The 24,610-nt window shown below is 60.4% G+C and carries 24 protein-coding genes; 22 read left to right on the top strand and 2 right to left on the bottom strand.

From position 1 onward, the window contains the following. Position 1: 1 nt before the first annotated feature. The 9 genes from PYR65_RS14380 to PYR65_RS14340 all read left to right on the top strand — a co-directional run bounded on the left by PYR65_RS14380 (position 2) and on the right by PYR65_RS14340 (position 9,981). A complete protein-coding gene (locus PYR65_RS14380; RefSeq protein ID WP_060638337.1) occupies positions 2–1,444 on the top strand; it encodes a UbiA family prenyltransferase in 1,443 nt (480 codons plus the stop codon). Further along, positions 1,441–2,763: an FAD-binding oxidoreductase gene (locus tag PYR65_RS14375; RefSeq protein WP_276118487.1), complete on the top strand. Its 1,323-nt coding sequence runs from the start codon at positions 1,441–1,443 to the stop codon at positions 2,761–2,763. The genes PYR65_RS14380 and PYR65_RS14375 overlap by 4 nt, the downstream gene beginning before the upstream one ends. 115 nt (positions 2,764–2,878) lie before the next feature. Beyond that, complete coding sequence (locus PYR65_RS14370) at positions 2,879–3,334, top strand: EamA family transporter (protein ID WP_276118486.1); 456 nt, start codon at positions 2,879–2,881, stop codon at positions 3,332–3,334. Further along, entirely contained in the window at positions 3,331–4,341 is a 1,011-nt protein-coding gene (locus tag PYR65_RS14365; protein WP_276118485.1) for an NAD-dependent epimerase/dehydratase family protein, read from the top strand. Before PYR65_RS14370 ends, PYR65_RS14365 begins: the two co-directional genes overlap by 4 nt. Before the next feature lie 17 nt (positions 4,342–4,358). Further along, positions 4,359–5,810 (top strand): aspartate aminotransferase family protein, encoded by a 1,452-nt coding sequence (locus PYR65_RS14360; protein WP_156383156.1) that lies wholly within the window; start codon positions 4,359–4,361, stop codon positions 5,808–5,810. 229 nt (positions 5,811–6,039) lie between these two features. Next, positions 6,040–6,810, top strand: a complete 771-nt coding sequence (gene tpiA, locus PYR65_RS14355) for a triose-phosphate isomerase (RefSeq protein WP_276118484.1) — start codon at positions 6,040–6,042, stop codon at positions 6,808–6,810. Between the two features lie 258 nt (positions 6,811–7,068). Continuing rightward, positions 7,069–7,578, top strand: a complete 510-nt coding sequence (secG, locus tag PYR65_RS14350; RefSeq protein ID WP_276118483.1) for a preprotein translocase subunit SecG — start codon at positions 7,069–7,071, stop codon at positions 7,576–7,578. A 144-nt stretch (positions 7,579–7,722) separates the two neighbouring features. After that, complete coding sequence (locus PYR65_RS14345; RefSeq protein WP_060638409.1) at positions 7,723–9,360, top strand: CTP synthase; 1,638 nt, start codon at positions 7,723–7,725, stop codon at positions 9,358–9,360. Between the two features lie 150 nt (positions 9,361–9,510). Next, positions 9,511–9,981, top strand: a complete 471-nt coding sequence (locus PYR65_RS14340) for a GNAT family N-acetyltransferase (RefSeq protein ID WP_276121063.1) — start codon at positions 9,511–9,513, stop codon at positions 9,979–9,981. A gap of 122 nt (positions 9,982–10,103) precedes the next feature. Here PYR65_RS14340 and PYR65_RS14335 read toward each other — a convergent pair whose 3' ends face one another. Then, on the bottom strand, positions 10,104–10,502 hold the full coding sequence (locus tag PYR65_RS14335; protein WP_060638408.1) for a RidA family protein: 399 nt from the start codon (positions 10,500–10,502) through the stop codon (positions 10,104–10,106). A gap of 155 nt (positions 10,503–10,657) precedes the next feature. Between PYR65_RS14335 and PYR65_RS14330 the strand changes: the two genes are divergently transcribed. The 3 genes from PYR65_RS14330 to PYR65_RS14320 all read left to right on the top strand — a co-directional run bounded on the left by PYR65_RS14330 (position 10,658) and on the right by PYR65_RS14320 (position 13,807). Next, positions 10,658–11,251 (top strand): TetR/AcrR family transcriptional regulator, encoded by a 594-nt coding sequence (locus PYR65_RS14330; RefSeq protein ID WP_276118482.1) that lies wholly within the window; start codon positions 10,658–10,660, stop codon positions 11,249–11,251. Between the two features lie 131 nt (positions 11,252–11,382). Next, entirely contained in the window at positions 11,383–13,104 is a 1,722-nt protein-coding gene (locus PYR65_RS14325; RefSeq protein WP_276118481.1) for a GH32 C-terminal domain-containing protein, read from the top strand. 130 nt (positions 13,105–13,234) lie between these two features. Beyond that, positions 13,235–13,807 carry a transglycosylase SLT domain-containing protein gene (locus PYR65_RS14320; protein WP_276118480.1) on the top strand — a complete coding sequence of 191 codons (573 nt, stop codon included), beginning with the start codon at positions 13,235–13,237 and terminating at the stop codon, positions 13,805–13,807. A gap of 10 nt (positions 13,808–13,817) precedes the next feature. On the opposite strand, the gene PYR65_RS14315 is transcribed toward PYR65_RS14320, so the two are convergent. Further along, on the bottom strand, positions 13,818–14,729 hold the full coding sequence (locus PYR65_RS14315) for a LysR family transcriptional regulator (protein ID WP_060638326.1): 912 nt from the start codon (positions 14,727–14,729) through the stop codon (positions 13,818–13,820). A 140-nt stretch (positions 14,730–14,869) separates the two neighbouring features. On the opposite strand from PYR65_RS14315, the gene PYR65_RS14310 reads away from it, so the two are divergent. The 10 genes from PYR65_RS14310 to PYR65_RS14265 all read left to right on the top strand — a co-directional run bounded on the left by PYR65_RS14310 (position 14,870) and on the right by PYR65_RS14265 (position 24,610). Beyond that, on the top strand, positions 14,870–15,634 hold the full coding sequence (locus tag PYR65_RS14310; RefSeq protein ID WP_276118479.1) for an SDR family oxidoreductase: 765 nt from the start codon (positions 14,870–14,872) through the stop codon (positions 15,632–15,634). A gap of 26 nt (positions 15,635–15,660) precedes the next feature. Further along, the gene (locus tag PYR65_RS14305; RefSeq protein WP_276118478.1) at positions 15,661–16,401 is read left to right on the top strand and encodes an SDR family oxidoreductase; all 741 of its coding nucleotides are present in this window, start codon (positions 15,661–15,663) and stop codon (positions 16,399–16,401) included. A 138-nt stretch (positions 16,402–16,539) separates the two neighbouring features. Next, a complete protein-coding gene (locus PYR65_RS14300; protein ID WP_276118477.1) occupies positions 16,540–17,433 on the top strand; it encodes a VOC family protein in 894 nt (297 codons plus the stop codon). A gap of 2 nt (positions 17,434–17,435) precedes the next feature. Next, entirely contained in the window at positions 17,436–18,290 is an 855-nt protein-coding gene (gene kdsA / locus PYR65_RS14295) for a 3-deoxy-8-phosphooctulonate synthase (RefSeq protein WP_276118476.1), read from the top strand. A 119-nt stretch (positions 18,291–18,409) separates the two neighbouring features. Continuing rightward, positions 18,410–19,684 carry a phosphopyruvate hydratase gene (gene eno / locus PYR65_RS14290; protein WP_276118475.1) on the top strand — a complete coding sequence of 425 codons (1,275 nt, stop codon included), beginning with the start codon at positions 18,410–18,412 and terminating at the stop codon, positions 19,682–19,684. A gap of 134 nt (positions 19,685–19,818) precedes the next feature. Beyond that, the gene (locus PYR65_RS14285; protein WP_060638320.1) at positions 19,819–20,127 is read left to right on the top strand and encodes an FtsB family cell division protein; all 309 of its coding nucleotides are present in this window, start codon (positions 19,819–19,821) and stop codon (positions 20,125–20,127) included. Positions 20,128–20,274: 147 nt separating this feature from the next. Beyond that, positions 20,275–21,321, top strand: a complete 1,047-nt coding sequence (pdhA, locus tag PYR65_RS14280; protein ID WP_060638319.1) for a pyruvate dehydrogenase (acetyl-transferring) E1 component subunit alpha — start codon at positions 20,275–20,277, stop codon at positions 21,319–21,321. A gap of 21 nt (positions 21,322–21,342) precedes the next feature. Continuing rightward, positions 21,343–22,734, top strand: coding sequence for a pyruvate dehydrogenase complex E1 component subunit beta (locus tag PYR65_RS14275; RefSeq protein WP_276118474.1), 1,392 nt, complete (start codon positions 21,343–21,345; stop codon positions 22,732–22,734). Between the two features lie 14 nt (positions 22,735–22,748). Then, positions 22,749–24,107 carry a pyruvate dehydrogenase complex dihydrolipoamide acetyltransferase gene (locus PYR65_RS14270; protein ID WP_276118473.1) on the top strand — a complete coding sequence of 453 codons (1,359 nt, stop codon included), beginning with the start codon at positions 22,749–22,751 and terminating at the stop codon, positions 24,105–24,107. 83 nt (positions 24,108–24,190) lie between these two features. Next, positions 24,191–24,610: an endonuclease domain-containing protein gene (locus PYR65_RS14265; RefSeq protein ID WP_276118472.1), complete on the top strand. Its 420-nt coding sequence runs from the start codon at positions 24,191–24,193 to the stop codon at positions 24,608–24,610.

Below are 24,610 nucleotides of genomic sequence, written 5' to 3'. Positions count from 1 at the left end.
TATGGATGCTCGAACTGAAACGCAGCATATTCCGCTGTGCGTCGATCTTGATGGAACGTTGCTTGCTGCAGACACGCTCTGGGAGGGCGTGGCCATCATTCTCCTGCGCAATCCGTTGATGTTGTTTGCCGTTCTTTTCTGGATGTCGAAGGGCAAGGCGCGCCTGAAATACGAGGTCGCGGCGCGCTCCGGACGCAAGGCTGCCGATTGGCCTTACCGCGAGGCCGTGCTGAAGCGCCTGACGCGCGAGCGCGAAACCGGCCGCCAGATCATCCTCGTCACCGGGGCCGCCGAAAGCGTGGCACTTGGGATTGCCGCCCATACCGGCGCGTTTTCCTCGGTCCTCCACAGCACAACGGATATCAACCTTACCAGCCGCCGCAAGCGCGAGACGCTGATCGAAAAGTTCGGCGAGGGCGGTTTCGACTATATGGGCAACAGCCGCGATGACGTTCCGGTCTTTGATGCCGCGCGCAAGGCGATTGTGGTTGCGCCGGATGCAGCCGCTGAAAAGTGGCGCCGGGCCCATGATGCCGAACGGCTCGATCTTGGCAAGACATCCCGTTTTGCCGCGCTCAAATCGATCCGCGTGCATCAATGGGCCAAGAACGTTTTGATCGGCGTGCCGATGGTCCTCAACCACGACATCCTGCAGATGGATGCGGTGGTCAATGTCATCCTGGCCTTCTTCGCCTTCAGTTTCCTGGCCTCCGCCGTCTACGTGGTCAACGATCTCTCCGATCTCACCAATGACCGGCGCCATCCCAAGAAGCGCAACCGGCCGTTGGCCAGCGGCCAGATGTCGGTGCCGATGGGCATGGTGATTGCGCTCTGCCTTCTGTTTGCCTCGCTGTCGCTGACGGCTGTGCTGCCCTATGATTTCGCTCTTGTGCTCGGGTTTTACGCCCTGGCGACGACGGCCTATACATTCGTGCTCAAGCGCAAGCTGCTGGTCGATGTCTTCACGCTGGCCGGGCTATACACGGTCCGCATTATCGCGGGCTCGGCTGCCACCGGCACCGAGCTGTCTTTCTGGCTTCTGTCGTTTTCCATCTTCTTTTTCCTCAGCCTGGCGCTGGTCAAGCGCTATGTCGAGCTCGACGAATATGACGGGCGTGATGGAAACCAGGTGCCTGGACGCGGCTATCTGGCCGTCGATTTCGAAATGGTCGGGCAGGCCGGCGTCTCCTCGGCTTTCGCCTCGGCGCTGGTTCTGGCGCTCTATATTCACAGCAAGGAAATGCAGGAGATGTACACGCTGGACTGGGCGCTCTGGCCGCTTTGCCCGCTCGTCCTCTACATGCTCCTGCGCATCTGGATGCTGGCCCGCCGCGGCATGCTGCATGAGGATCCGGTGGTGTTCATCATGCGCGACTGGCGCAGCCTCGTGACCATGACCATCGGCGCCGGCTTCGTGCTCGCCGGTGCAATGGGAACGCCATGACATCGACAGGATTTGACAGCTGGGGCCGGATCGATCGCCGCGCCCGGCAGTCCGTATCGCCCGATGCCTATGAGAACCTCAGGGAAAGTGCGGCCCCCGGCGCATTCCTGCCGTTCGGCAACGGCCGGTCCTATGGCGATAGCTGCCATAACGACCAGGGCAAACTGATCGAGAGCCGGGTGCGCACCCGCATCCTTGGATTTGACCCGGGAACCGGAATCATCTCCTGCGACGCCGGCGTTACCCTCCATTCCATCCTTGAGACGGCGATCCCGCACCGGTTCTTCCTGCCGGTCACGCCGGGAACCGCGTCGGTCACCGTTGCCGGTGCCGTCGCCAACGACGTCCACGGCAAGAATCACCACGCACGCGGCACGTTCGGCCGGCATGTGCGCGGCCTGACATTGCTGCGATCGAACGGGGAAATGCTCGCATGCTCGCCGGCGGAAAACCGCGAGCTGTTTTATGCCACCATCGCCGGCATGGGTCTGACGGGGCTGATCCTGTCGGTCGATCTGCAGCTGATGAAGGTGCCATCCGCCCATATCCAGCAGCACGCCATCCGCTTCGACACCCTCGCCGACTATTTCGGCATGGTCGAAACCGTCGATGCCGAACATGAATATTCCGTGGCCTGGATCGATCAGCTGGCGGCCGGCGAGCGGGCGGGCAGGGGCGTGCTTCTGGCCGGCGATCACGCCGATGCATCCTGCGAATTTCCGGACATGCCGCGTGCACGGCGATTGTCGGTGCCGATCGCGCCGCCGTTCAATCTTCTGAACACGGTGACGCTAAAGGCGTTCAACGAGCTCTATTTCCGCAAGGAAAAACGCGGCGAAACGGTCAAGACCGTCAAATGGCCCGGCTACTTCCATCCGCTGGATGCGATCGGCAACTGGAACCGGCTCTATGGACCGAAGGGTCTTTACCAGCACCAGAGCGTCTATCCGTCGGCGGACGCCCCGTATCTGACGCCACGCCTGCTGGAGACCGCCCGCAAGGCGGGTCACGCTTCTTTTTTGACCGTCTTGAAGAAGTTCGGCGGTGAGACATCGGGCGGACTTTTATCCTTCCCGAGGCCCGGTTTTACGCTGACTTTGGATTTCGCCAATCAGGGTGAAGAGACCCTTAAGCTTCTCAACCGCCTTGATGCCATGGTTGTAGAGGCCGGCGGCGCCATCAATCCCTACAAGGATGCGCGGATGAGCCCGCAAACCTTTGATTTCTCGTTCCCGCGCTGGCGCGAACTGGAAGAATTGCGCGATCCGGCCATGGTTTCCAACTTCTGGAAGCGCACGGCTCTTTCCTTGCCGGGTTGAAAACAGGCTTTGCCGAAATGGGAATAGGAACAATTTGAATTAAATAAACGCCCGAATTTCACGGAATATACGGCTCTTAGCTGTAAGTATCCGGACGGGAACAGGGGACATCGACATGAAGTATATCGTATTCATTCTCTTCACCGTACTGACCAACGCTGCCGCACAAGTCCTGCTGAAACAGGGCATGCTGTCGCTGGGACCGTTGAGCTTCACGGCTGATACTTTCATTGCCCGTATTTTCCAGGTGGTGTTCAACCCCTGGGTCTTCGCCGGACTTGCCACATTCGTCATTTCGATGGTGTCGCATCTTTACGTCCTGTCGAAGGTGGAACTTTCCTTCGCCTATCCATTTCTCAGCCTTGCCTATGTGGCGGTGGCCGTCTTTGCCTATTTCGTCTTCCACGAGGATCTGAACGCCTGGCGCATCGCCGGCATCGGCTTCATCTGCGTCGGAACCATTCTCATTGCCCAATCCGGCCTGTCAGGGGCAGGTATGTCTTCGCATGAAGACCAGTCATCGCTTGAAGCTGCGGGCGCCAAAACAGCAAAAATCGGGAGCGCATCATGAAACATATCATTTTCGGCGGTGACGGCTTCGTCGGCCGCCATCTCGCAGAACGTCTGGTCCAGGACGGTGAAGAGGTCCTCGTCGCCGATATCGCCAAGTCCGACCTGCCGCATTACGCCCGTGCCCGTTTCGTCCATTGCGACGTGACCAATGCGGACGACGTGATGAAGGTCGAGATCGGCCCGGACGACATGGTTTACAACATGGCGGCCAAGATGCTGTCGCCGTTGCAGGTGCGCTCCAAGCGCTGGCAGTTCTTCTGGCCGGTCAATTATTACGGCGCTGAAAACATCATGAAGGCGACGGCAAAGTCCGGCGCCAACCGGATGGTGCAGTTCACCACCGACATGATCTACGGCCACACGATCATGTCGCCGCAGACCGAGGCGCATCCGGCAAAACCGCTGGGCGAATACGGCAAGTCGAAATGGGCAACCGAGCAGCTCGCCGCCGAATGGCGCAAGCAGGGCATGAATATCTCGATTTTCCGCCCGCGCCTCATTATCGGCCCCGGCCGTCTCGGTATTCTGGAAAAACTGTTCAAGCTGATCGACGCCAATCTGCCGGTGCCGATGATCGGCTCGGGCAAGAACCCCTACCAGTTCATCTCGGTTTTCGATTGCGCCGAGGCTGCGCGTCTTGCCTGGAAGGGCGGCGTGCCGAACGAGGCTTACAATCTCGGCTCCGACAATCCGCCGTCGGTGAAGAAGCTGCTGGGCGACCTGATCGTCCATGCCGGATCGAAATCGTTCCTGCTGCCGACGCCCGCCTTTGCGGTCAAGGCGACGCTCGCCGCCTTCGATTTCGTCAACCTGCCGATCATGGACCCGGAACAGTATCTGATCGCCGACGAAATGTGCATCCGCGAAACCGGCAAGCTCAAGAAGGAGCTGGGCTGGAAGGCCGAGTACAATGACGGCGACATGCTGATCGCGGCCTACGACGAATATCGCGCCAAGAAGGCCGGCAAGGCTTTCGCACACACATCCGCCGTACCGGCCGAATGAACCAGGGGATCACGACAATGCTCGACAAAACGCAACGTGTCGCCATCGACGCACCCGCTCTTTCCGGCGGTATCAACAAGCCCGACCTGCTGACAGTTGCACAGGCCAAGGATATGAGCGTCGCCGATATGACTGCTCTGTTCAAGGATCACCTGAACCCGGGTCAGCTGCATTTCATGAAACTGCTTGGTTTCAACAAGATCAAGATCGAAACGGCCGAGGGCATGTATTATGTCGATCAGAATGGCCGGAAGATTCTCGACTTTTTCGGCGGTTTCGGTTCGCTGGCGCTCGGCCATAACCATCAGCGCCTGATATCCGCGCGAAAGCAGTTCCAGGACGAAAACCGCCACGAGATCGCCATCGCCTTCATGTCGCAATATGCGGCGGCTCTCGCCAAGAACCTCGCTGCGATTGCCCCTGGCGACCTTGACATGGTGTTCCTCGGCTCCTCCGGCTCGGAGGCCATGGAAGCTGCCATCAAGCTGGCCGAACGCGTCGCCGGCCCGAAGCGGCCGCGTGTCGTTTATGCCGAGAACTCCTTCCACGGCAAGACGCGCGGCGTGCTGTCGATCACCGACGGTCCGCTGTATCGCGGCGATTTCAAGTTGCTCGACAACAACGTCAAGATTCCGTTCGGGGAGATCGACGCGATCCGCCACGCTTTCGAGAGCGATCCGACGATCGGCGTTCTGGTGCTGGAAACCATTCAGGGTGGTGGCGGCATCAACATCGCACCGCCGGAGTTCTGGCAGGAGGTTCGCGCGCTCTGCAACAAGCATGGCGTCATCTGGGTGGCCGATGAGGTGCAGTGCGGCGTCGGCCGCTCGGGCCGCTTCTTCGCCTTCGAATATGCCAACGTCGTGCCTGATATCACGGCGGTCGCCAAGTCGCTCGGAGGCGGCAAGACGGCCATGGCTGCCATGATCGCCCGCCGCGAAATCTATATGAAAGCCTATGGGACGCCGAAGACGGCGATGATCCACGCCCATGCCACGTTCGGCGGTATCGGCGAGGCCTGCATCACGGCTATCGAGACCTTGAATGTACTTTACGACGAGGATCTGATCGAGAATGCCGCTGTGCAGGGCGAGTACCTGCTTGAGCGCCTGACCGCGCTGAAGGACAAGTATCCGAAGATCATCAAGGATGTGCGCGGGCAGGGCCTGATGGTCGGTCTCGAATTCCAGGATTTCAGCCAGACGCTCCCGATGGTTCTGCGGCCGGTGGTTGCGGTGCTGGATGACAAGCTGAAGGGATCGTTGTCAGGTTTCATCGGTGCGCTTCTGCTGCGTGACTACGATACGCTGGTGGCCTTCACCGAATATAACCGCAACGTCATCCGCCTGCTGCCACCGCTGATCTGCGAGCGCCAGCATGTCGATCATCTCTGCGATGCGCTCGATGACCTTTTGGGCCGCGGCATCATCCGCATCGTCAAGGATTTCGTCGGCAGCCAGATCGGCTGATTGCCACTGGAAAATCCGGCAGAATGAAAAGAGGGCACGGCGCCGCATGCGCCGTGTCCTTGTTGATTCCACGAGGTCCGTACCGATCTGAGCGGGGAAGCTGCCTCCCGAAGAACCCCGCATGACAAGCGGGCAATCCGCGCGTCCTCTTCGTCACCGTGCTTTTCTTTGCCCGGCTTATTTGCTAGGGCCTTTGCCGGGAAAAGGACTTAGCCTTGAAGGAGACGATATGACGCCCGACGTGAAACCGCTGGTTGCCGGAAACTGGAAGATGAATGGTCTGCGCGCGTCGCTCGATCAGATCAAGGCGATGGCGGAAGGCGTCAAGGGAGACTTGTCCGATAAGGTCGAAACCCTCATATGCCCGCCCGCAACCTTGCTTTATGTGGCAACCGCACTCTGCGACGACAGCCCGCTTCTGATCGGCGCACAGGATTGCCATGAAAAGGTCTCCGGCGCCCATACCGGCGATGTCTCCGCCGAAATGATCGCCGATTGCTTCGGCACCCACGTGATCGTCGGTCATTCCGAGCGCCGCACCGATCACAAGGAAACCGACGCCGTGGTCCGCGCGAAGGCTGAGGCTGCCTATGCCGCCGAGCTCATTGCCATCATCTGTATCGGCGAGACCGGCGACGAGCGCAAGGCCGGCCAGACGCTGGATGTGCTCAAGCGCCAGCTTGCAGGCTCCATCCCGGAGACCGCAACCGCTGAAAATACTGTCATCGCCTATGAACCCGTCTGGGCGATCGGCACAGGCCTGACGCCGACCGCTGCCGATGTCGAGGAAGCCCACGCTTTCCAGCGCTCAGAGCTCGTCGCACGCTTCGGCCCGGCCGGCGCGAAGATGCGCATTCTCTATGGCGGTTCGGTCAAGCCGGGCAATGCGAAGGAATTGATGGGTGTTGCCAATGTCGATGGCGCCCTGATTGGCGGCGCAAGCTTGAAAGCCGACGACTTCCTCGCCATCTACCGGGCGTATGAAGAACTGACGGCCTGATTGCTGGCGGACCGGCACCATGCCGTCCTCTACGCTTCTGTCCGCCGATCCTTGGTATTAAGACGGGCAGGGGCTTTTAATGCGCGGTGGCTTGGTATATGCAGCCGCCAACACTAATCTTTGCCGCTTGGAGCGGACGTCGAAACTTGCCTTGGCAAATTCGCTGCGTCTCCCACGCCGGACGATCACCCGATCGCGTCTCCATCCCTTGGCTGCCATCAGCCGGACGGACCGTGATCTAAGGCAGGACTGGACAAAATGCAGACCGTATTGCTTGTCATCTATCTCATGGTTGTGCTGGCGCTGATCGGCGTCGTGCTCATTCAGCGCTCCGAAGGCGGCGGCCTGGGCATCGGCGGCGGCTCGGGCTTCATGTCCGCACGCGGCACGGCCAATGCGCTGACCCGCACCACTGCGATCCTTGCCGCCCTGTTCTTCGTGCTGGCACTCGGCATGGGCATCCTCGCCCGTTACCAGCCGAACGCCACCGACGTCCTCGATCGCATCCCGGGCACGACCAACAACGGCAATGGCGTGCTTGATTCGCTCGGCGGCGGCACGACGCCGCCGGCTGGCGGGACGCCTGCGCAGAACCAGACGCAGACACCAGCACAGTCTGGCGCGAACACTCAGACGCCTGCGACCACCACGCAGACGCCTGCAACGGCTGACACACCCGCGACCACCCAGACGCCTGCAACGCAGACGCCTGCAGCGACCGAGACAAAGCCGGCCACATCCGGTTCGGACGTCCCAAGCGGCCAGTAAGGCTCAAAACAGATATAATCGCCGGCGGAAGCCAGTCTTCCGCCGGTTTTCTTTTGTGTGAATTTTGCCATCCGAACCTTTTGAACGAAAAAATTCTGGAAGATGAATTTTTCGGTGGCGGAATCATTTTTGAAACGGTATCCGGTGAAGCCCATGGCGCGATATGTATTCATCACTGGCGGCGTGGTTTCTTCCCTTGGCAAAGGGATAGCCGCAGCTGCTCTCGGAGCGTTGCTGCAGGCCCGGGGCTACCGGGTGCGGCTTCGCAAACTTGACCCCTATCTCAATGTCGATCCGGGCACCATGAGCCCGACGCAGCACGGCGAAGTATTCGTGACCGACGATGGTGCGGAAACCGACCTTGATCTCGGCCACTACGAGCGCTTTACCGGCCGCTCGGCGACCAAGACCGACAACATCACCACCGGCCGCATCTACAAGAACATCATCGACAAGGAACGCCGCGGCGATTATCTCGGCGCCACCGTTCAGGTCATTCCGCACGTCACCAACGAGATCAAGAATTTCGTCACCGAAGGCAATGACGATTTCGATTTCGTCATCTGCGAAATCGGCGGCACCGTCGGCGATATCGAGGCAATGCCGTTCATGGAGGCGATCCGCCAGCTGAAGAACGATCTTCCGCGTGGCACCGCGATCTATCTTCACCTGACGCTGATGCCCTATATCGCAGCTGCAGGTGAGCTGAAGACCAAGCCGACCCAGCATTCCGTCAAGGAACTGCAGGCACTCGGCATTCATCCCGATATCCTGCTGGTGCGCGCCGACCGTGAAATCCCGGAGGCCGAACGCCGCAAGCTGTCGCTATTTTGCAATGTGCGCCCGTCTGCCGTTATCCAGGCGCTGGATGTCGCGTCGATCTATGACGTTCCGATCGCCTATCACCGCGAAGGCCTCGACAACGAGGTGCTCGCAGCCTTCGGCATCGAGCCGGCACCGGCACCGCGCATTGAAAACTGGCTTGAAGTCGCCAATCGCATCCGCACCCCGGAAGGCGAGGTCACCATCGCCATCGTCGGCAAGTATACGGGCCTGAAAGATGCCTACAAGTCGCTGATCGAGGCGCTCTACCACGGTGGCATCGCCAACCGCATCAAGGTCAAGCTCGAGTGGATCGAATCGGAGGTCTTCGAGAAGGAAGACCCGTCGCCCTATCTCGAAAAGGTCAACGGCATTCTCGTTCCCGGCGGTTTTGGCGAACGCGGCTCCGAAGGCAAGATCCAGGCGGTGCGCTTTGCCCGTGAACGCAAGGTGCCCTATTTCGGCATCTGCTTCGGCATGCAGATGGCGGTGGTCGAAGCGGCCCGCAATCTCGCCGGCATCGAAAAGGCCTCCTCGACCGAATTCGGCAAGACCGAGGAGCCTGTCGTCGGCCTGATGACGGAATGGGTGAAGGGCAATGCGCTGGAGAAGCGCGCAGCGTCGGGCGATCTCGGCGGCACCATGCGTCTCGGCGCCTATAAGGCGAGCCTGAAGAAGGGCACCAAGATTGCCGATATCTACGGCTCGACCGATATTTCCGAGCGTCACCGCCACCGCTACGAGGTCAATGTCGACTACAAGGACCGGCTGGAAGCCTGCGGCCTTGATTTCTCCGGCATGTCCCCGGACGGCGTGCTGCCTGAAACGGTCGAATACCCCGATCACCCGTGGTTCATTGGCGTCCAGTACCACCCGGAACTGAAAAGCCGCCCGCTCGACCCGCACCCGCTGTTCGCCAGCTTCATCGAAGCGGCCGTCGAACAAAGCCGGCTGGTTTAATCGCGGAGGCCGGTCATCGCACGGGCCGCTGATTGATATTGACGCATTTTAGGACCGCTTGCAGCAGATTGTTGCTGGCGGGTTTTTTGTGGTCTGTTTCCGGTCTCTTGCGTGCTGATTCGATCTTATCCGCACGCGCTGAACTGGAGGATGTGGGACTTGCAGCAGCTCACCTTTCGCAAGGCAGCCGAGGCCGATCTGCCAGCGATCGTCGGCCTGCTTGCCGATGACGTTTTGGGCGCGTCGCGGGAAACGATCCGGCCAGAGGATGCGGACCGGTATCGCGAAGCTTTTTCGCAGGTAGACGCGGATCCCAATCAATTCCTTTGCATCGTGGAGGACGGACGTGAGGCCGTTGGCACGTTTCAGCTGACCTTCATCCCCGGATTGTCTCGCGGCGGAAGCAAGCGGGCTCAAATCGAAGCTGTTCGCGTTTCCCGGTCGAGACGCAGCGAAAAGATCGGTGAGGCGATGTTCAAATGGGCGATCGATTATAGCCGTTCGCACGGATGCGCCCTGATGCAGTTGACGACTGATAAGCTGCGGCCCGATGCACATCGTTTCTATGACCGTCTGGGTTTCGAACCCAGCCATATCGGCTACAAGCTGCGTTTATCATGACAGCTGGCAATGGTGGACGCGACCTGACTTCTGGGCCACCCCCGCCACAAGCGTGGCGAGGATAGAAGGGCGAACGGCTTCCCGCTCTTTTCGCGTAGGAAAGAGTTTCGCCGACGTGAAATTCACGCGCCGGCAGGGATGCGCGCGATAACCTTGATCTCGAAGTCGAAGCCCGAGAGCCAGGTGACGCCGATGGCCGTCCAGTTCGGGTAAGGTTGTTTGCTGAAAACCTCTTGCTTGACGGCCATGATGGTTGGGAACTGGTTTTCGGGGTCCGTGTGGAACGACGTCACATCGACGAGATCGTCGAATGTGCAGCCGGCAGCACTGAGAGTGGCCTCAAGATTTTTAAAGGCCAGCCGGACCTGTTGTTCAAAGTCAGGCTCAGGCGTGCCGTCCGTGCGGCTGCCGACCTGGCCGGACACAAACAGCAGGTCGCCGGATCGAATGGCCGCCGAATAGCCATGCGCCTCATAGAGTGCATGTTTGTCCGGCGGGAAGATTGCTTGGCGTTCAGTCATTTTCATCTCTCATAATGGGTGTGGGGCCGTATTTCATGAGCAGAGTTTTCTGCTTCACAGCTCAGGCTATTTCGTATACGGTGCGTATATGAAGTAGCAGCATGCATGGCGCATGTCAATTTAATATACGAACCGTATACGAATTCGGGGATGAGATGGCCAACCGGCGCCTTGAGATGATGGAAGAAAATCGCGTCAAGCTGATTGCAGCCGCGCGCAAGGCGTTTGCGGACAAGGGGTATTCAGCCGCTTCGATGGACGATTTGACCGCAGACGTCGGCCTGACGCGGGGCGCTCTCTATCATAATTTCGGGGATAAACGCGGGCTTCTGGCGGCGGTTGTCGATCAGATCGATTCGGAAATGGCGTTGCGCGCGCAAGAGATCGGGGCGGGAGCAGGGGACGATTGGCAGTGCTTGATGGCCGAAGGTGTGGCCTATATCGAGATGGCGCTGGACCCTGAGGTGCAACGTATCGTCTTGCGCGACGGACCGGCGGTCCTGGGCGATCCATCGCAATGGCCAAGTCAAAGCAGTTGTCTTCAGGCGACCCTGCGAACGGTCGAGCGTTTGATTTCACAAGAAGTTCTGAAACCGGTCGATGCCGAAGCCGCCGCCCGCCTTCTCAGTGGCGCAGCCCTCAATGCAGCCCTCTGGATCGCCGCCAGTGACGATCCGCAGGATGTTCTGCCCAAGGCTGTCGAAGCATTCCAGTCGCTGGCCACGGGGCTTCTGGTGCGGCCGGCATAGACGGCTCCGCTTCAGATATTCTTCTTTACATCCGGCACTTCGGCACTAGGTCGCAGACATGGCTTTGAGAAAGGCGTGCCCCGGCTCTTCGATCGGAAGGCTGCTGCGCGCTGAAGGAAGGAAAATCGGACATGGCGGATGCAATCACCACGGAAACCCTGAAGGTCCTGCAGGCCGACGTCCCGCTCAGCGCGACGCTGCATGTCTGGCTCAAAGCCGTGACGCCGGACGCGCCGGGCACAATGGCCTTCATGCTCGGTGGCGACAAGATCGGCGAGGTATCCGTCAGCAATGCCGAGGAATATGTCTTCCGTACCTTCGTTGCCAGCAGCGGCGGCGCGCTCTCCTGCGTCTACGACACAAAGACGACAGCCGTCTCCGTTGCCTATTTCTTCAATGCGGCGGAAGTGGTGGAAAAGGGCATTACCGTGATGCACACCAGCGCCGCCAACGCGCCGGCCCCCGTGCCGCACGGCTATCATTTCCGCCCGCCCTTCGGCTGGATGAATGACCCCAATGGCTTTGGCCGTTTTGCCGGCCGTCCGCATCTCTTCTACCAGCATTATTCCCACGGCCTTCGTTGGAACACCATGCATTGGGGACATGCGGTGTCGGAGGATTATATTCACTGGCATCACATGCCGATCTTCCTGTTTCCCTCCGAAGACCTGACGGCCCGTCCGGACCGGCGGGGCGGAGCCTTTTCCGGGTCGGCCATCCCGATGGGTGATGAAGGCGGCATCCGCGTCTTCTTCACCGAACAGGTGATCGACCGGACGCCGGAGACTCAAGTGCAGTTGACCGCCACCTCGCACAATATCATCACCGCCAGCCAGGCCGAGGTCATCCTTGCAAACCGCCCGGTGGGTCTCGGCCTGACGCTCGATTTTCGCGATCCCTACGTGGTCAAGGGGCCGGACGGCCTGTGGAAAATGGTGCTCGGCAGCCTCAGCCAGCAGGGCGGCGTCATCCTTCTCTACGAGACCGACGATCCAACAGCCGCCGCCGGCTGGCGCTTTGCCGGCACGCTGCTATTGGAGGAACGGTTCGGCACCGCCGTCATCGAATGCCCGTGCCTGCTGCCGCTCGATGGCCCCGCCGACGATCCAGATACCCATTGGGCGCTGGTCTACGGCCTGATGAACAGCACCCATGCCGATACCGGGCGCAAGAACCTGACGCTGATTGCGGTCGGGCATTTTGACGGCGTCCGCTTCATGACGGATTTCGAGCAGGAACTCGATTTCGGCACGGACAATTATGCTTTCCAGGCCTTTGTCGATGCAGGCGTGCCCGTCGGCATAGGCTGGCTTGCCAACTGGGCGGATGTGTCCCACACGATCGATTTTCCGACCGCCATGACCCTGCCGCGAAACCTTCGGCTTGAGGACGGCGCCATCCTGACGCCACCGGTCGAAGCCGTCGAGAGCCTGCGCAGCGGCATCATCGACGATACCGGGCTTGCCGCCGGAAAAACCGTGCAGCTCGAAACCGGGGCGGTGGAGATCCTGTTGGATCTCTCCTGGCCCGGCGCCTCCTTCGTCCTGCATTTCGATCATCCGGATGCCGATCTGGCGCTGCAACTCGATGCGGAGGGATTGTCCATTCTCTACGCGTTGCCGGGCCAGCATGCGCAGCCGGACGGGGTGACCGAACCGCGCTATATCGCACGCGGCGCCCGTCCCGTGCATTTGCGGATTTTCCTCGATGCAGGTTCGATCGAGGTCTTTGCCGATCACGGCCGCTGGGCGGGGACCAAGCGGATCGAAGGCTTTGAGCCGGTGCGCTCCGTGCGGCTGGAAGCGGCCGAGGGTTACGTAACGTCAGGCCGCATCTTTGCCCTGAAACTCTAGAGTTAATTGCAGAGTTTTTCGCGCGGCATCGTCCGGAAATGGAGGTGAATGGTTGGTTCCCATTTGCCTAAAAACGTCTCTTTAACGTTTACCGGTTAGTAATCTCTCTGAAAGTGAGAGATCTGAAGCGATGCGTATTGCGTTTATCGTCGCCCTTCTGCTGCTGGCCGGCTGTGCGAGTGCACCCCGGGATACCCGCAATGCCTGCGCGATTTTTGATCAGCGCGATGGCTGGCTGGACAACTGGCAGCGCGCCGCAAACCACGCCGAGCGCCAATATGGCGTGCCCGTGCCGATCCTGATGGCGACGATCTACACTGAATCCGGCTTCCGCCCGAATGCCCGTCCGCCCCGCACAAAGCTGCTGGGTTTCATTCCCTGGAAACGGCAATCCACCGCCTATGGCTTCTCACAGGCCCTAAACGGCACCTGGTCGGAATACAAGAGCTCGACCGGCAATGTGATGGCAAGGCGCACGAAATTCTCCGACGCCATCCATTTCGTCGCCTGGTACCACAACAAGAACAGCAGGAAGAACGGCATCGCCCGCAACGATGCCTACAATCTCTATCTGGCCTATTATCTCGGCGATGCTGGCTATCGAAAAGGCGCCTGGCGCGGCAATGCGCAATTGCAGAAGGCCGCCCAGCGTTCGGCCAATATCGCCAATGCCTATGCCAAGCAGCTGCGCTCCTGCGACTGATCTTAAGTCCTCACTGTGTAAATGCCGGATCCCAATAGGGTGGGCTGCCAAATGCCGCCCGCAGGTGATCGGCCAGCGCCCGCAGCTTGACGGACGGACGGCGTCCGTCCGGATGGGCGATGTGGATATATTCGAGCTCCGGCTGAACGCCGATATCGATCGTCTCAAGCTCACCCGCTGCAACCTGCGCACCGACCGCGAACATCGGAATGAGTGCGATGCCAAGGCCGGCAATGGCCGCGTCGCGCAGCATGTCGCCATTGTTGAGGCCAAGCCCCATCTTGCCGCGCACGATGACCGTGCCGCCGATGCTGGGAAAGCGCCAGTCGGCAACGCCGCGATTGGTATAAAAGATGCCGCGATGCTGTTCGAGGTCCTCGATCGATGCCGGCTTGCCATGGTCTTTGAGATAGGCGGGCGAGGCGACCAGCACGCGCCGGCTCGGCGCCAGCCGCCAGGCCATCAGCCTTGAATCGGCGATCGGGCCGTTGCGCAGCACCGCATCATACCCGTCGGCGGCCGCATCGACGCGCCGGTCGTCGAGATCGAGCGTCAGTTGCAGATCGGGATGGTCAGCCAGAAAAGGATAGAGCGCTGGGCCCAGATGCATCCGGCCGAATGTGACGGGGGCTGAGATGCGCAAGGGGCCGGAAATGGTGCCGCGCCGTTCCGCCATGTCCGACGTCGCCGCTTCGATCTCCTGGACGATGCGGTTGGCGCGTTCGAGAAAGGCGGTTCCGTCCTCTGTCAGCGTCAGCTTGCGGGTGGTCCGGTGCAACAGCCCGGCACCCAAGCTGCGCTCCAGTTCGGCAAGCCGCTCGCTGACCACGGACTTCGACAATCTCAGCCGTCGCGCCGCCTCGCTGATCGAGCCGCTTTCGGCAACGGCGACAAAACTGGCAATCCCGTCGAGCTTCATCATTGTTCGGTTTTTCCGGATACGAGTTCCTTGATTTGCAGACTAATCCGAACGTTAGAATAAAGCCATATTCCCCTCAAGCAAACGGCATGAAGAGACGGCCATCCGGCGTCTCACCCGCTCTGCCACACGAGGAAAAGATCATGGAACGCCTGTCCAACAAAGTCGCAATCATCACCGGTGCCAGCGCCGGCATTGGCCGCGCCACGGCAAAGCTGTTTGCCGCCGAAGGCGCAAAACTCGTCGTCGGCGCCCGCCGCCAGAGCGAGCTTGACGCGCTTGTGGCCGAGATCAAGGCTGCGGGCGGCGATGCTGTCGCCCTTGCCGGTGACGTCCGCTCGGAAGATTATGCCAAGGCGATCGTCGCCCTTGCCGTCGAAACATACGGCCGCCTCGACGTCGCCTTCAACAATGCCGGAACGCTCGGCGAAGCCGGTCCTTCCACCGGCGTGTCCGAGCAGGGCTGGAACGATGCGCTCGCCATCAACCTCACCGGGTCGTTTCTCGGTGCCAAACATCAGATCGCAGAGATGGTCAAGCATGGCGCGGGCTCGGTGATCTTCACCTCGACTTTCGTCGGCTACAGTTTCGCCTTTCCGGGCGTTGCCGCCTATGCTGCCTCGAAGGCCGGCCTGATTGGCCTGACGCAGGCTTTGGCCGCCGAGTTCGGTCCGCAGGGCGTGCGCGTCAATGCGATCCTGCCCGGTGCCGTCGATACCGACATGTATCGCGAGATGAACAACACGCCGGAATCGCAGTCGTTCATCACCAATCTGCATGCGCTGAAGCGCGTTGCCTCGCCGGAAGAATTGGCCCGGTCCGTGCTTTATCTCGCCTCGGACGATTCCGCCTTCGTCACCGGCACGGCCTCGCTTGTCGATGGCGGCGCCTCGATCACCCGCTCCTGAACCCTGTCTCGATAAGGACTTTCACCATGTCACGCTTGCTCAACAAGACAGCCCTGATCACCGGCGGCACCAGCGGTATCGGCCTTGAAACGGCCCGCCAGTTCATCGCCGAGGGCGCCCGCGTCGCGGTCACCGGCACCAATCCGGCGACCATAGAGACGGCCCGTGCCGTGCTCGGCGACACGGCGCTGTTCATACAGGCCAATGCCGGCGATGTTGCCGGGCAAAAAGCCGTCGTCGAGGCCGTCAAATCCGCCTTCGGCCATCTCGACATCCTGTTCGTCAATGCCGGTGCTGCCGATTTCCGGCCGATCGAAGCGTTCGACGAGGAGGCTTTCGACCGCTCTGTCGCGATCAACGTCAAAGGCCCGTTCTTCCTGATCCAGGCGCTGTTGCCGGTTCTTTCCAATCCGGCCTCGATCGTGCTCAACACATCGATCAATGCCCATATCGGCATGCCCAATACCAGCGTCTATGCGCTCACCAAGGCCGCCTTGCTGTCCTTTGCCAAGACGCTGTCGGGGGAATTGATCGGCCGTGGCATCCGCGTCAATGCCGTCAGCCCCGGTCCGGTCGCCACCCCGCTCTACGGCAAGCTCGGCATGTCGGCCGCCGATACCGACGCCATGGCTGCGGCCAAAATCCCGGCCGGCCGATTTGGTACGCCGGGCGAGATTGCCAGGGCCGTGGTTTTCCTCGCCTCCGACGAATCGGCCTATACCGTCGGCAGCGAATTGATCATCGACGGTGGCATGAGCAATCTTTGATATGCGCCACCCATGGCCCGATGATTTGCATCGGGCCATGGGTTTGCGTTCAACACAAGGTTGACGATTCAACATTTCCTTGAAATTGGCGGTCAAAACGGGCAAAGCACCAGCCAACGACCAGTTTCAGGGACATTCATGAGCGCTGCCTCCCGTACACCCCGTCTGCTCGACCATCTGGTCCTGCCGGTCATCGATCTGGCAACGGCGAGGAATCGCTATGAGCAACTGGGCTTTACCGTGGCTGCCGATGCGCTTCATCCCTTCGGCACCGAGAATGCCTGCGTCTTCTTCGCCGACAAGACCTATCTCGAGCCGCTCGGCATCGCCCAGCGCGAAGAATGCGAGGCAGCAGCGCTTGCCGGCAATATCTTCATCGCCCGGGATCAGGCCTACCGGTTTCGCCGTGGCCAGGATGGGTTCTCCGCAATCGTGGTCTCCACCGGCGACGCGATCGCCGACCAGGCCCGTTTCCAGGAAAACGGCATTTCTGCCGGCGGCATGCTGGAATTTTCCCGGCCGATGACGCTTCCGGACGGCTCTGAGGCCGTCGGCAGTTTTCGCCTCGCCTTTGCCGCTGACCTGCGCGCACCGGATTTCTTCTTTTTCAGCTGTCAGCGCGTTCAACCGCTGCCGTCTGACCGTTCCGCTCTGGAAACCCATGGAAATGGTGTAACCGGCATGGCGGAGGTCGTCCTGTCGGAACCAAACCCGACCGATTTCCAGTATATCCTGCAGGAAGTGAGCGATGAGCGCGAAGTCGCGGCGCATTCCTTCGGCATGGATATCGAAACGCGCAACGGCATCAAGATTTCCGTCCTCAACCCGGCGGGCATGACGGGCTTTTTCGACAAGAAGACGACTGGCCATTCGCGCGGCCTGCGCGGCCGCGCCATCGTCTTCAAGGTTGCCGATCTGGCGGTAACCGAGCGGCTTTTCGCAGCCAACGCCGTCACCTTCATCAAAAAAGATAATCGCCTGATCGTCCCGGAAGCGCCGGGGCAGGGTGTCATTTTCGCATTCGGAGAATAATCATGCAGACCAATGCAAATGTCGTTGCCGGTAGCGGCGCCAATCAGGTGGTGTTTTCCAACACGCAAAAACTGTCGCTGATCGCTGGTCCCTGCCAGATGGAGAGCCGCGACCACGCCTTCATGATTGCCGGTACGATGGTTGAACTCTGCAAGTCGCTCGGCCTTGGCTATGTCTACAAATCATCCTTCGACAAGGCCAACCGCACATCGATCTCCGGCAAGCGCGGCATTGGCCTGGAAAAGGCGATGGAAATCTTTGCCGACCTGAAAAAGGAATATGGCTTTCCGGTTATCACCGACATCCATACGGAAGAGCAGTGCGCGCTGGTCGCCCCGACTGTCGATATCCTGCAGATCCCGGCCTTCCTGTCGCGCCAGACCGATCTTCTGGTCGCAGCCGCCAAGACCGGCCGCGTGATCAACGTCAAGAAGGGCCAGTTCCTCGCCCCCTGGGACATGAAGAACGTGCTCGCCAAATTCACCGAAAGCGGCAATCCGAACGTGCTGTTGTGCGAGCGCGGCGCCTCCTTCGGCTACAATACGCTGGTTTCCGATATGCGGTCGTTGCCGATCATGGCGAGCCTTGGTGCGCCGGTGATCTTTGACGCGACCCATTCCGTGCAGCAGCCGGGCGGGCAGGGCGGATCGTCGGGAGGACAGCGCGAATTCGTTGAGACGCTCGCGCGGGCAGCGGTTGCTGTCGGCGTTGCCGGCGTCTTCATCGAGACCCATGAGGATCCCGACAACTCGCCGTCCGACGGTCCGAACATGGTCTATCTGAAGGACATGCCGCGCTTGCTGGAGACGCTGCTGGCCTTCGACGCGGTCACCAAACGCTCAGCGCCAGCTGTGTGAATTTTTCTTGACGGCGGGGTGCCAGGCCGCAATTGCGCTGGCCCCGCCATTGTAATTTCCGGTCCATGAATTATGACAGGGCCATCCTCCACCACCATGTTTGAAGCAGGGAAGAGATCATGACTGCAATCATCGACATCATCGGCCGCGAAATTCTCGACAGCCGGGGCAACCCGACAGTCGAAGTCGACGTCCATCTCGAAGACGGCAGCTTTGGCCGCGCTGCAGTTCCCTCGGGCGCTTCGACCGGCGCGCATGAAGCCGTTGAACTGCGTGATGGCGGCAAGCGCTATCTTGGCAAGGGTGTCGAAAAGGCAGTCGAAGCCGTCAACGGCGAAATTTTTGAAGCGATCGGCGGCATGGATGCCGAAGACCAGCTCCATATCGACGCTACGATGATCGAACTGGACGGCACCGCCAACAAGTCGCGCCTTGGCGCCAACGCCATCCTCGGCGTGTCGCTGGCTGTGGCCAAGGCCGCCGCTGAAGCCTCCAACCTGCCGCTGTTCCGCTATGTCGGCGGCCCGAACGCCCGCCTGCTGCCGGTTCCGATGATGAACATCATCAATGGCGGCGCCCATGCCGACAACCCGATCGACTTCCAGGAATTCATGATCCTGCCGGTTGGCGCCGAAAGCCTGCGCGACGCCGTGCGCATGGGCGCGGAAGTCTTCCACGTTCTCAAGAAGGAACTGTCGGCCAAGGGCCACAACACCAATGTCGGCGACGAAGGCGGCTTTGCACCGGGCCTGAACAGCGCCTCCGAAGCGCTCGACTTCATCATGAAGTCGATCGAAAAGGCTGGCTACAAGCCGGGCGAAGACATGTTCCTCGGTCTCGATTGCGCCTCGACCGAATTCTTCAAGGATGGCAAATACGTCATGGAAGGCGAGGGCCGCACGCTCGAGCCGGGCGCGATGGCCGAATACCTGGCCGAACTGGCTGCCAAATACCCGATCGCCTCGATCGAGGACGGTATGGCTGAAGACGATTGGGAAGGCTGGAAGACGCTGACCGATCTCGCCGGCAAGAAGGTTCAGCTGGTCGGCGACGATCTGTTCGTCACCAATTCCTCGCGCCTGCGCGACGGTATCAAGATGGGCGTTGCCAACTCGATCCTCGTCAAGGTCAACCAGATCGGTTCGCTGTCGGAAACGCTGGATGCGGTTGAAACCGCACACAAGGCCGGCTACACCGCCGTCATGTCGCACCGTTCGGGCGAAACCGAGGATTCGACAATCGCCGATCTCGCCGTCGCTACCAATTGCGGACAGATCAAGACCGGCTCGCTGTCGCGCTCCGACCGGCTCGCCAAGTACAACCAGCTGATCCGTATCGAAGAACAGCTCGGCCCGCAGGCAAAATATGCCGGCCGCTCGATCCTGCGCGGCTGATCAGCGCAAGCTTTGAAATGATGAGACCCGCGTCTGGAAACGGACGCGGGTTTTTCATTGGCTGCGTTATGGTCAACGGTCGGTTAATCAATGGCTGCTAGCCTGCACTGGTATTGCGTATCAGGGAATGATCTATGTGGACCAAACACCATAAAAAACGGCAGCTCGGGCGGTTTGTGATGCCGCTCATCACGGTCGCCTTTCTTTCCTATTTCGGCTATCATTCCATACACGGGGATTTTGGTCTGAAGGCGACCGAGACATTCGACCGGCAGCGGCTGGAGCGTCAGGCGCGGCTGGACGAGCTGACTGCCAAGCGCCAGGTGCTGGAAAAGGAAGTCGCACTTCTCAGCGACGGTTCGCTCGAACGCGACATGCTGGACGAAAAGGCCCGTTTCGGCCTGAACATGTCCCGCAGCGACGAAATCGTTATCTTTCACTGATTTGTCACATTAACTGAAAACAGGTTAATTTGAAATAGTGTATTCATATCAATAACTTGATAGGAATATAAGCCATGCAAATATGGCATTGCTGTGATGGCATTCTTTCCCTATGGTACTGCAAAAGCCAACCATAGGGAGGATTGAATGGCACCGCGAAAATCCGCGTCCGTTTCCAGTCGCAAGGCAGCTGCAAAGCCAGCAAAAAAGGACTTCACAAACGGGACGATCGCCGAGTTCGATCGCGATACCGACCTGAAGGCCTACCGCGAAATGCTCCTCATCCGCCGTTTTGAGGAAAAGGCCGGCCAGCTCTATGGCATGGGCTTTATCGGCGGTTTCTGTCATCTTTATATCGGCCAGGAAGCAGTCGTTGTCGGCATGCAGATGGCGCTGAAGGATGGCGATCAGGTCATCACCGCCTACCGTGACCACGGCCATATGCTGGCCTGCGGCATGAGTGCGCGCGGCGTCATGGCCGAGCTTACAGGCCGCCGCAGCGGGCTTTCCCGCGGCAAGGGTGGCTCGATGCACATGTTCTCCAAGGAAAAGAATTTTTACGGCGGCCACGGCATTGTCGGCGCGCAGGTCTCGCTCGGCACCGGTCTGGCATTCGCCAACCGCTACCGCGGCAATGACAATGTCTCGCTCGCCTATTTCGGCGACGGCGCTGCCAACCAGGGCCAGGTCTACGAGAGCTTCAACATGGCGGCTCTGTGGAACCTGCCGGTGATCTACATCGTCGAGAACAACCGCTACGCCATGGGCACCTCGGTGTCGCGTGCCTCTGCCGGTCACGATTTCTCGCAGCGCGGCATTGCGCTAGGTATTCCCGGCTTCCAGGTTGACGGCATGGACGTGCGTGCGGTGAAGGCTGCGGGCGACGAAGCTGTCGAATATTGCCGGGCGGGCAAGGGCCCGATGATCCTCGAGATGCAGACCTATCGCTATCGCGGTCATTCGATGTCCGACCCGGCCAAGTACCGTTCCAAGGACGAAGTGCAGAAAATGCGCTCCGAGAACGACCCGATCGAAAAAGTCAGGGTGCGCCTGCTGGACAACGGCTGGGCGAGCGAGGACGAGCTGAAGGCGATCGACAAGGATGTTCGCGACGTCGTCGCCGACAGCGCCGATTTTGCCCAGGCCGATCCGGAGCCGGATGTATCCGAGCTCTACACCGATATTCTGCTTTAAGACCGGGACGAGGAAAACATCATGCCTATCGAAATTCTGATGCCCGCTCTGTCCCCGACGATGGAAGAAGGCACGCTCAGCAAATGGCTGAAAAACGAGGGTGACAAGGTCACCTCCGGTGACGTGATCGCCGAAATCGAGACCGACAAGGCGACCATGGAAGTGGAAGCCGTCGATGAAGGCGTTATCGGCAAGATCCTGATCGCCGCCGGCACCGAAGGCGTCAAGGTCAACACGGCGATTGCCGTTCTGCTGCAGGACGGCGAAAGCGCCAGCGATGTCGCAGCCCCCAAGGCCGCAGCTGCAGAGCCTGCCAAGACCGAGGCTCCGGCACAGTCCGAAGCGCCGGCAAAGTCCGACGCTTCTGCCCCTGTTCCGGCGCAGCCGAAGGCGGACATTCCCGCCGATCCGGATATCCCGGCCGGTACCGAAATGGTCTCCACCACGGTGCGCGAAGCGCTTCGCGATGCGATGGCCGAAGAAATGCGCCGCAGCGAAGATGTCTTCGTCATGGGCGAGGAAGTCGCCGAATATCAGGGCGCCTACAAGATCACGCAGGGGCTTCTGCAGGAATTCGGTCCGCGCCGCGTTGTCGATACACCGATCACCGAGCATGGTTTTGCCGGTATCGGCGTCGGTGCTGCGATGACGGGCCTGCGTCCGATCGTCGAATTCATGACCTTCAACTTCGCCATGCAGGCGATCGACCATATCATCAACTCGGCGGCAAAGACCCTTTACATGTCCGGTGGGCAGATGGGTGCCCCGATGGTGTTCCGTGGCCCGTCCGGTGCCGCCGCCCGCGTCGGCGCCCAGCATTCGCAATGCTATGCCGCCTGGTACAGCCACATTCCGGGCCTTAAGGTCATCATGCCCTATACGGCAGCCGATGCCAAAGGCCTGTTGAAGGCGGCAATCCGCGATCCGAACCCGGTGATCTTCCTCGAAAACGAAATCCTCTACGGTCATTCGTTCGACGTGCCGAAGATCGACGATTTCGTGCTGCCGATCGGCAAGGCACGGATTCATCGCGTGGGCAAGGACGCGACCATCGTGTCCTTCGGCATCGGCATGACCTATGCGGTCAAGGCTGCGGCGGAACTGGAAAAGGAAGGCATCGACGTCGAAATCATCGACCTGCGCACGATCCGTCCGATGGATCTGCCGGCCGTGATCGAATCGGTGAAGAAGACTGGCCGGCTGGTCACCGTCGAGGAAGGCTTCCCGCAGTCCTCCGTCGGTACCGAAATTGCTACCCGCGTCATGCAGCAGGCCTTCGATTATCTCGACGCGCCGATCCTGACGATCGCCGGCAAGGACGTGCCCATGCCTTACGCCGCCAACCTTGAAAAGCTGGCCCTGCCGAATGTCGGCGAAGTCGTCCAGGCGGTAAAGACCGTCTGCTACAAATAAGGGAGGGTGAAGAGATGCCTATCAACATCACCATGCCAGCCCTTTCGCCAACCATGGAAGAGGGCAACCTCGCCAAGTGGCTGGTCAAAGAAGGCGACAAGGTTTCGTCCGGCGACGTTCTCTGCGAGATCGAGACCGACAAGGCGACGATGGAAGTGGAATCGGTCGATGAAGGCACGGTTGCCAAGCTCGTCGTTGCCGCCGGCACCGAAGGCGTCAAGGTCAATGCCTTGATCGCGATCCTCGCGGCCGACGGTGAAGACGTCGCAGCCGCTGCGTCCGGTGGCGGTGCGGCTCCGGCTGCAAAGCCCGAAGCCGGGAAGGCCGAGGCGGCCAAGACGGAAGCCGCACCCGCAAAGTCGGAGGCCGCACCGGCTGCCGCTGCTCCGGCTCCGGCCGCCGCACAGGCATCTGCGCCTGCAGCGCCGGGCACGCGCACATTTTCTTCGCCGCTTGCCCGCCGTCTGGCCAAGGATGCCGGGATCGATATTTCCGCTGTCGCCGGCACCGGCCCGCATGGCCGCGTGATCAAGAAGGACGTGGAAACCGCCGTTCCCGGTGGTGGCGCAAAGGCTGCTCCGGCCGCCGCTGCAGCACCCACAACCGCTGCGGCTCCGGCGCCGCTGGCCAAGGGCGCATCCGACGAAGCTGTGTTGAAGAACTTCGCTGAAGGCTCCTACGAGCTCGTGCCGCATGACGGCATGCGCAAGGTCATTGCCAAGCGCCTGCAGGAATCCAAGCAGACCATTCCGCATTTCTACGTGTCCGTCGATTGCGAACTGGATGCGCTGCTTGCGCTGCGCGCCCAGCTCAATTCGGCAGCCCCGGAACGGGACGGCAAGCCTGCCTATAAGCTCTCGGTCAACGACATGGTCATCAAGGCGCTGGCCTTGGCCCTGCGCGATGTTCCGGATGCCAACGTGTCCTGGACCGAGACCAACATGGTCAAGCACAAGCACGCCGATGTCGGCGTTGCCGTGTCGATCCCCGGCGGCCTGATCACGCCGATCGTGCGCAGCGCCGAGTTGAAGAGCCTGTCGGCCATCTCCAACGAGATGAAGGATCTCGGCGCCCGCGCCAAGAGCCGCAAGCTGAAGCCCGAGGAGTTCCAGGGCGGCACCACGGCCGTATCGAACATGGGCATGATGGGCGTCAAGAACTTCGCCGCCGTCGTCAATCCCCCGCATGCGACGATCCTTGCGATCGGTGCCGGCGAGGAACGCGTCGTCGTCAAGAAGGGCCAGATGGTCATTGCCAATGTCATGACCGTGACGCTCTCGACCGACCACCGCGCCGTCGATGGCGCGCTCGGAGCCGAACTGCTCGGCGCCTTCAAGCGCTACATCGAAAGCCCGATGGGCATGCTGGTTTAAAAAAACTTATCCCTCCCCCTTGCGGGGAGGGTGTCCGCGTTAGCGGACGGGTGGGGGTTGGTCGGATAGGTGAAAGGTCTGAAATGGCATGGAACCGTGAAAATCCGGCACCACCCAGCCCGGCCGCAGCACTTCATGCGCCCCGGCTGCGCAAGGCAATGACGCAAGCAGAGCGCCGCCTTTGGCAGGCTCTGCGCAGGGAATTGCCGGAAACGCAGGGAACGCATTTTCGCAGGCAAATGGCGATAGGCCGCTACGTTGTGGATTTTGTCTGTCTGGGAGCGCGCCTGATCATCGAAGTGGACGGAGCCGTTCATGACGATTTGGATCAACGGCAACGTGATGCGGAGCGCGACGCTGATCTCCGTGGCGAGAATTCTCGGGTTCTGCGGGTTACGAACAAGGATGTAATGCTCGATATGCCATCTGTGTTGCGACGAATTGCCATGGCCCTTGCCACCCCCACCCCTAACCCCTCCCCACAAGGGGGAGGGGAACTTTGA

This window comes from Pararhizobium qamdonense, assembly GCF_029277445.1.
Lineage (GTDB): Bacteria > Pseudomonadota > Alphaproteobacteria > Rhizobiales > Rhizobiaceae > Pararhizobium > Pararhizobium qamdonense.
The sequence above is the reverse complement of the archived record's forward strand: the minus strand, read 5'-3'. Positions and strand labels throughout refer to the sequence as shown.

What these genes read in the sequence shown, in the direction of transcription:
- PYR65_RS14380 (WP_060638337.1), top strand. Translation starts at nt 2, where the DNA reads ATGGATGCTCGAACTGAAACGCAGCATATTCCGCTGTGCGTCGATCTT.
- PYR65_RS14375 (WP_276118487.1), top strand. Translation starts at nt 1,441, where the DNA reads ATGACATCGACAGGATTTGACAGCTGGGGCCGGATCGATCGCCGCGCC.
- PYR65_RS14370 (WP_276118486.1), top strand. Translation starts at nt 2,879, where the DNA reads ATGAAGTATATCGTATTCATTCTCTTCACCGTACTGACCAACGCTGCC.
- PYR65_RS14365 (WP_276118485.1), top strand. Translation starts at nt 3,331, where the DNA reads ATGAAACATATCATTTTCGGCGGTGACGGCTTCGTCGGCCGCCATCTC.
- PYR65_RS14360 (WP_156383156.1), top strand. Translation starts at nt 4,359, where the DNA reads ATGCTCGACAAAACGCAACGTGTCGCCATCGACGCACCCGCTCTTTCC.
- tpiA (WP_276118484.1), top strand. Translation starts at nt 6,040, where the DNA reads ATGACGCCCGACGTGAAACCGCTGGTTGCCGGAAACTGGAAGATGAAT.
- secG (WP_276118483.1), top strand. Translation starts at nt 7,069, where the DNA reads ATGCAGACCGTATTGCTTGTCATCTATCTCATGGTTGTGCTGGCGCTG.
- PYR65_RS14340 (WP_276121063.1), top strand. Translation starts at nt 9,511, where the DNA reads ATGTGGGACTTGCAGCAGCTCACCTTTCGCAAGGCAGCCGAGGCCGAT.
- PYR65_RS14335 (WP_060638408.1), bottom strand. Translation starts at nt 10,502, where the DNA reads ATGACTGAACGCCAAGCAATCTTCCCGCCGGACAAACATGCACTCTAT.
- PYR65_RS14330 (WP_276118482.1), top strand. Translation starts at nt 10,658, where the DNA reads ATGGCCAACCGGCGCCTTGAGATGATGGAAGAAAATCGCGTCAAGCTG.
- PYR65_RS14325 (WP_276118481.1), top strand. Translation starts at nt 11,383, where the DNA reads ATGGCGGATGCAATCACCACGGAAACCCTGAAGGTCCTGCAGGCCGAC.
- PYR65_RS14320 (WP_276118480.1), top strand. Translation starts at nt 13,235, where the DNA reads ATGCGTATTGCGTTTATCGTCGCCCTTCTGCTGCTGGCCGGCTGTGCG.
- PYR65_RS14315 (WP_060638326.1), bottom strand. Translation starts at nt 14,729, where the DNA reads ATGATGAAGCTCGACGGGATTGCCAGTTTTGTCGCCGTTGCCGAAAGC.
- PYR65_RS14310 (WP_276118479.1), top strand. Translation starts at nt 14,870, where the DNA reads ATGGAACGCCTGTCCAACAAAGTCGCAATCATCACCGGTGCCAGCGCC.
- PYR65_RS14305 (WP_276118478.1), top strand. Translation starts at nt 15,661, where the DNA reads ATGTCACGCTTGCTCAACAAGACAGCCCTGATCACCGGCGGCACCAGC.
- PYR65_RS14300 (WP_276118477.1), top strand. Translation starts at nt 16,540, where the DNA reads ATGAGCGCTGCCTCCCGTACACCCCGTCTGCTCGACCATCTGGTCCTG.
- kdsA (WP_276118476.1), top strand. Translation starts at nt 17,436, where the DNA reads ATGCAGACCAATGCAAATGTCGTTGCCGGTAGCGGCGCCAATCAGGTG.
- eno (WP_276118475.1), top strand. Translation starts at nt 18,410, where the DNA reads ATGACTGCAATCATCGACATCATCGGCCGCGAAATTCTCGACAGCCGG.
- PYR65_RS14285 (WP_060638320.1), top strand. Translation starts at nt 19,819, where the DNA reads ATGTGGACCAAACACCATAAAAAACGGCAGCTCGGGCGGTTTGTGATG.
- pdhA (WP_060638319.1), top strand. Translation starts at nt 20,275, where the DNA reads ATGGCACCGCGAAAATCCGCGTCCGTTTCCAGTCGCAAGGCAGCTGCA.
- PYR65_RS14275 (WP_276118474.1), top strand. Translation starts at nt 21,343, where the DNA reads ATGCCTATCGAAATTCTGATGCCCGCTCTGTCCCCGACGATGGAAGAA.
- PYR65_RS14270 (WP_276118473.1), top strand. Translation starts at nt 22,749, where the DNA reads ATGCCTATCAACATCACCATGCCAGCCCTTTCGCCAACCATGGAAGAG.
- PYR65_RS14265 (WP_276118472.1), top strand. Translation starts at nt 24,191, where the DNA reads ATGGCATGGAACCGTGAAAATCCGGCACCACCCAGCCCGGCCGCAGCA.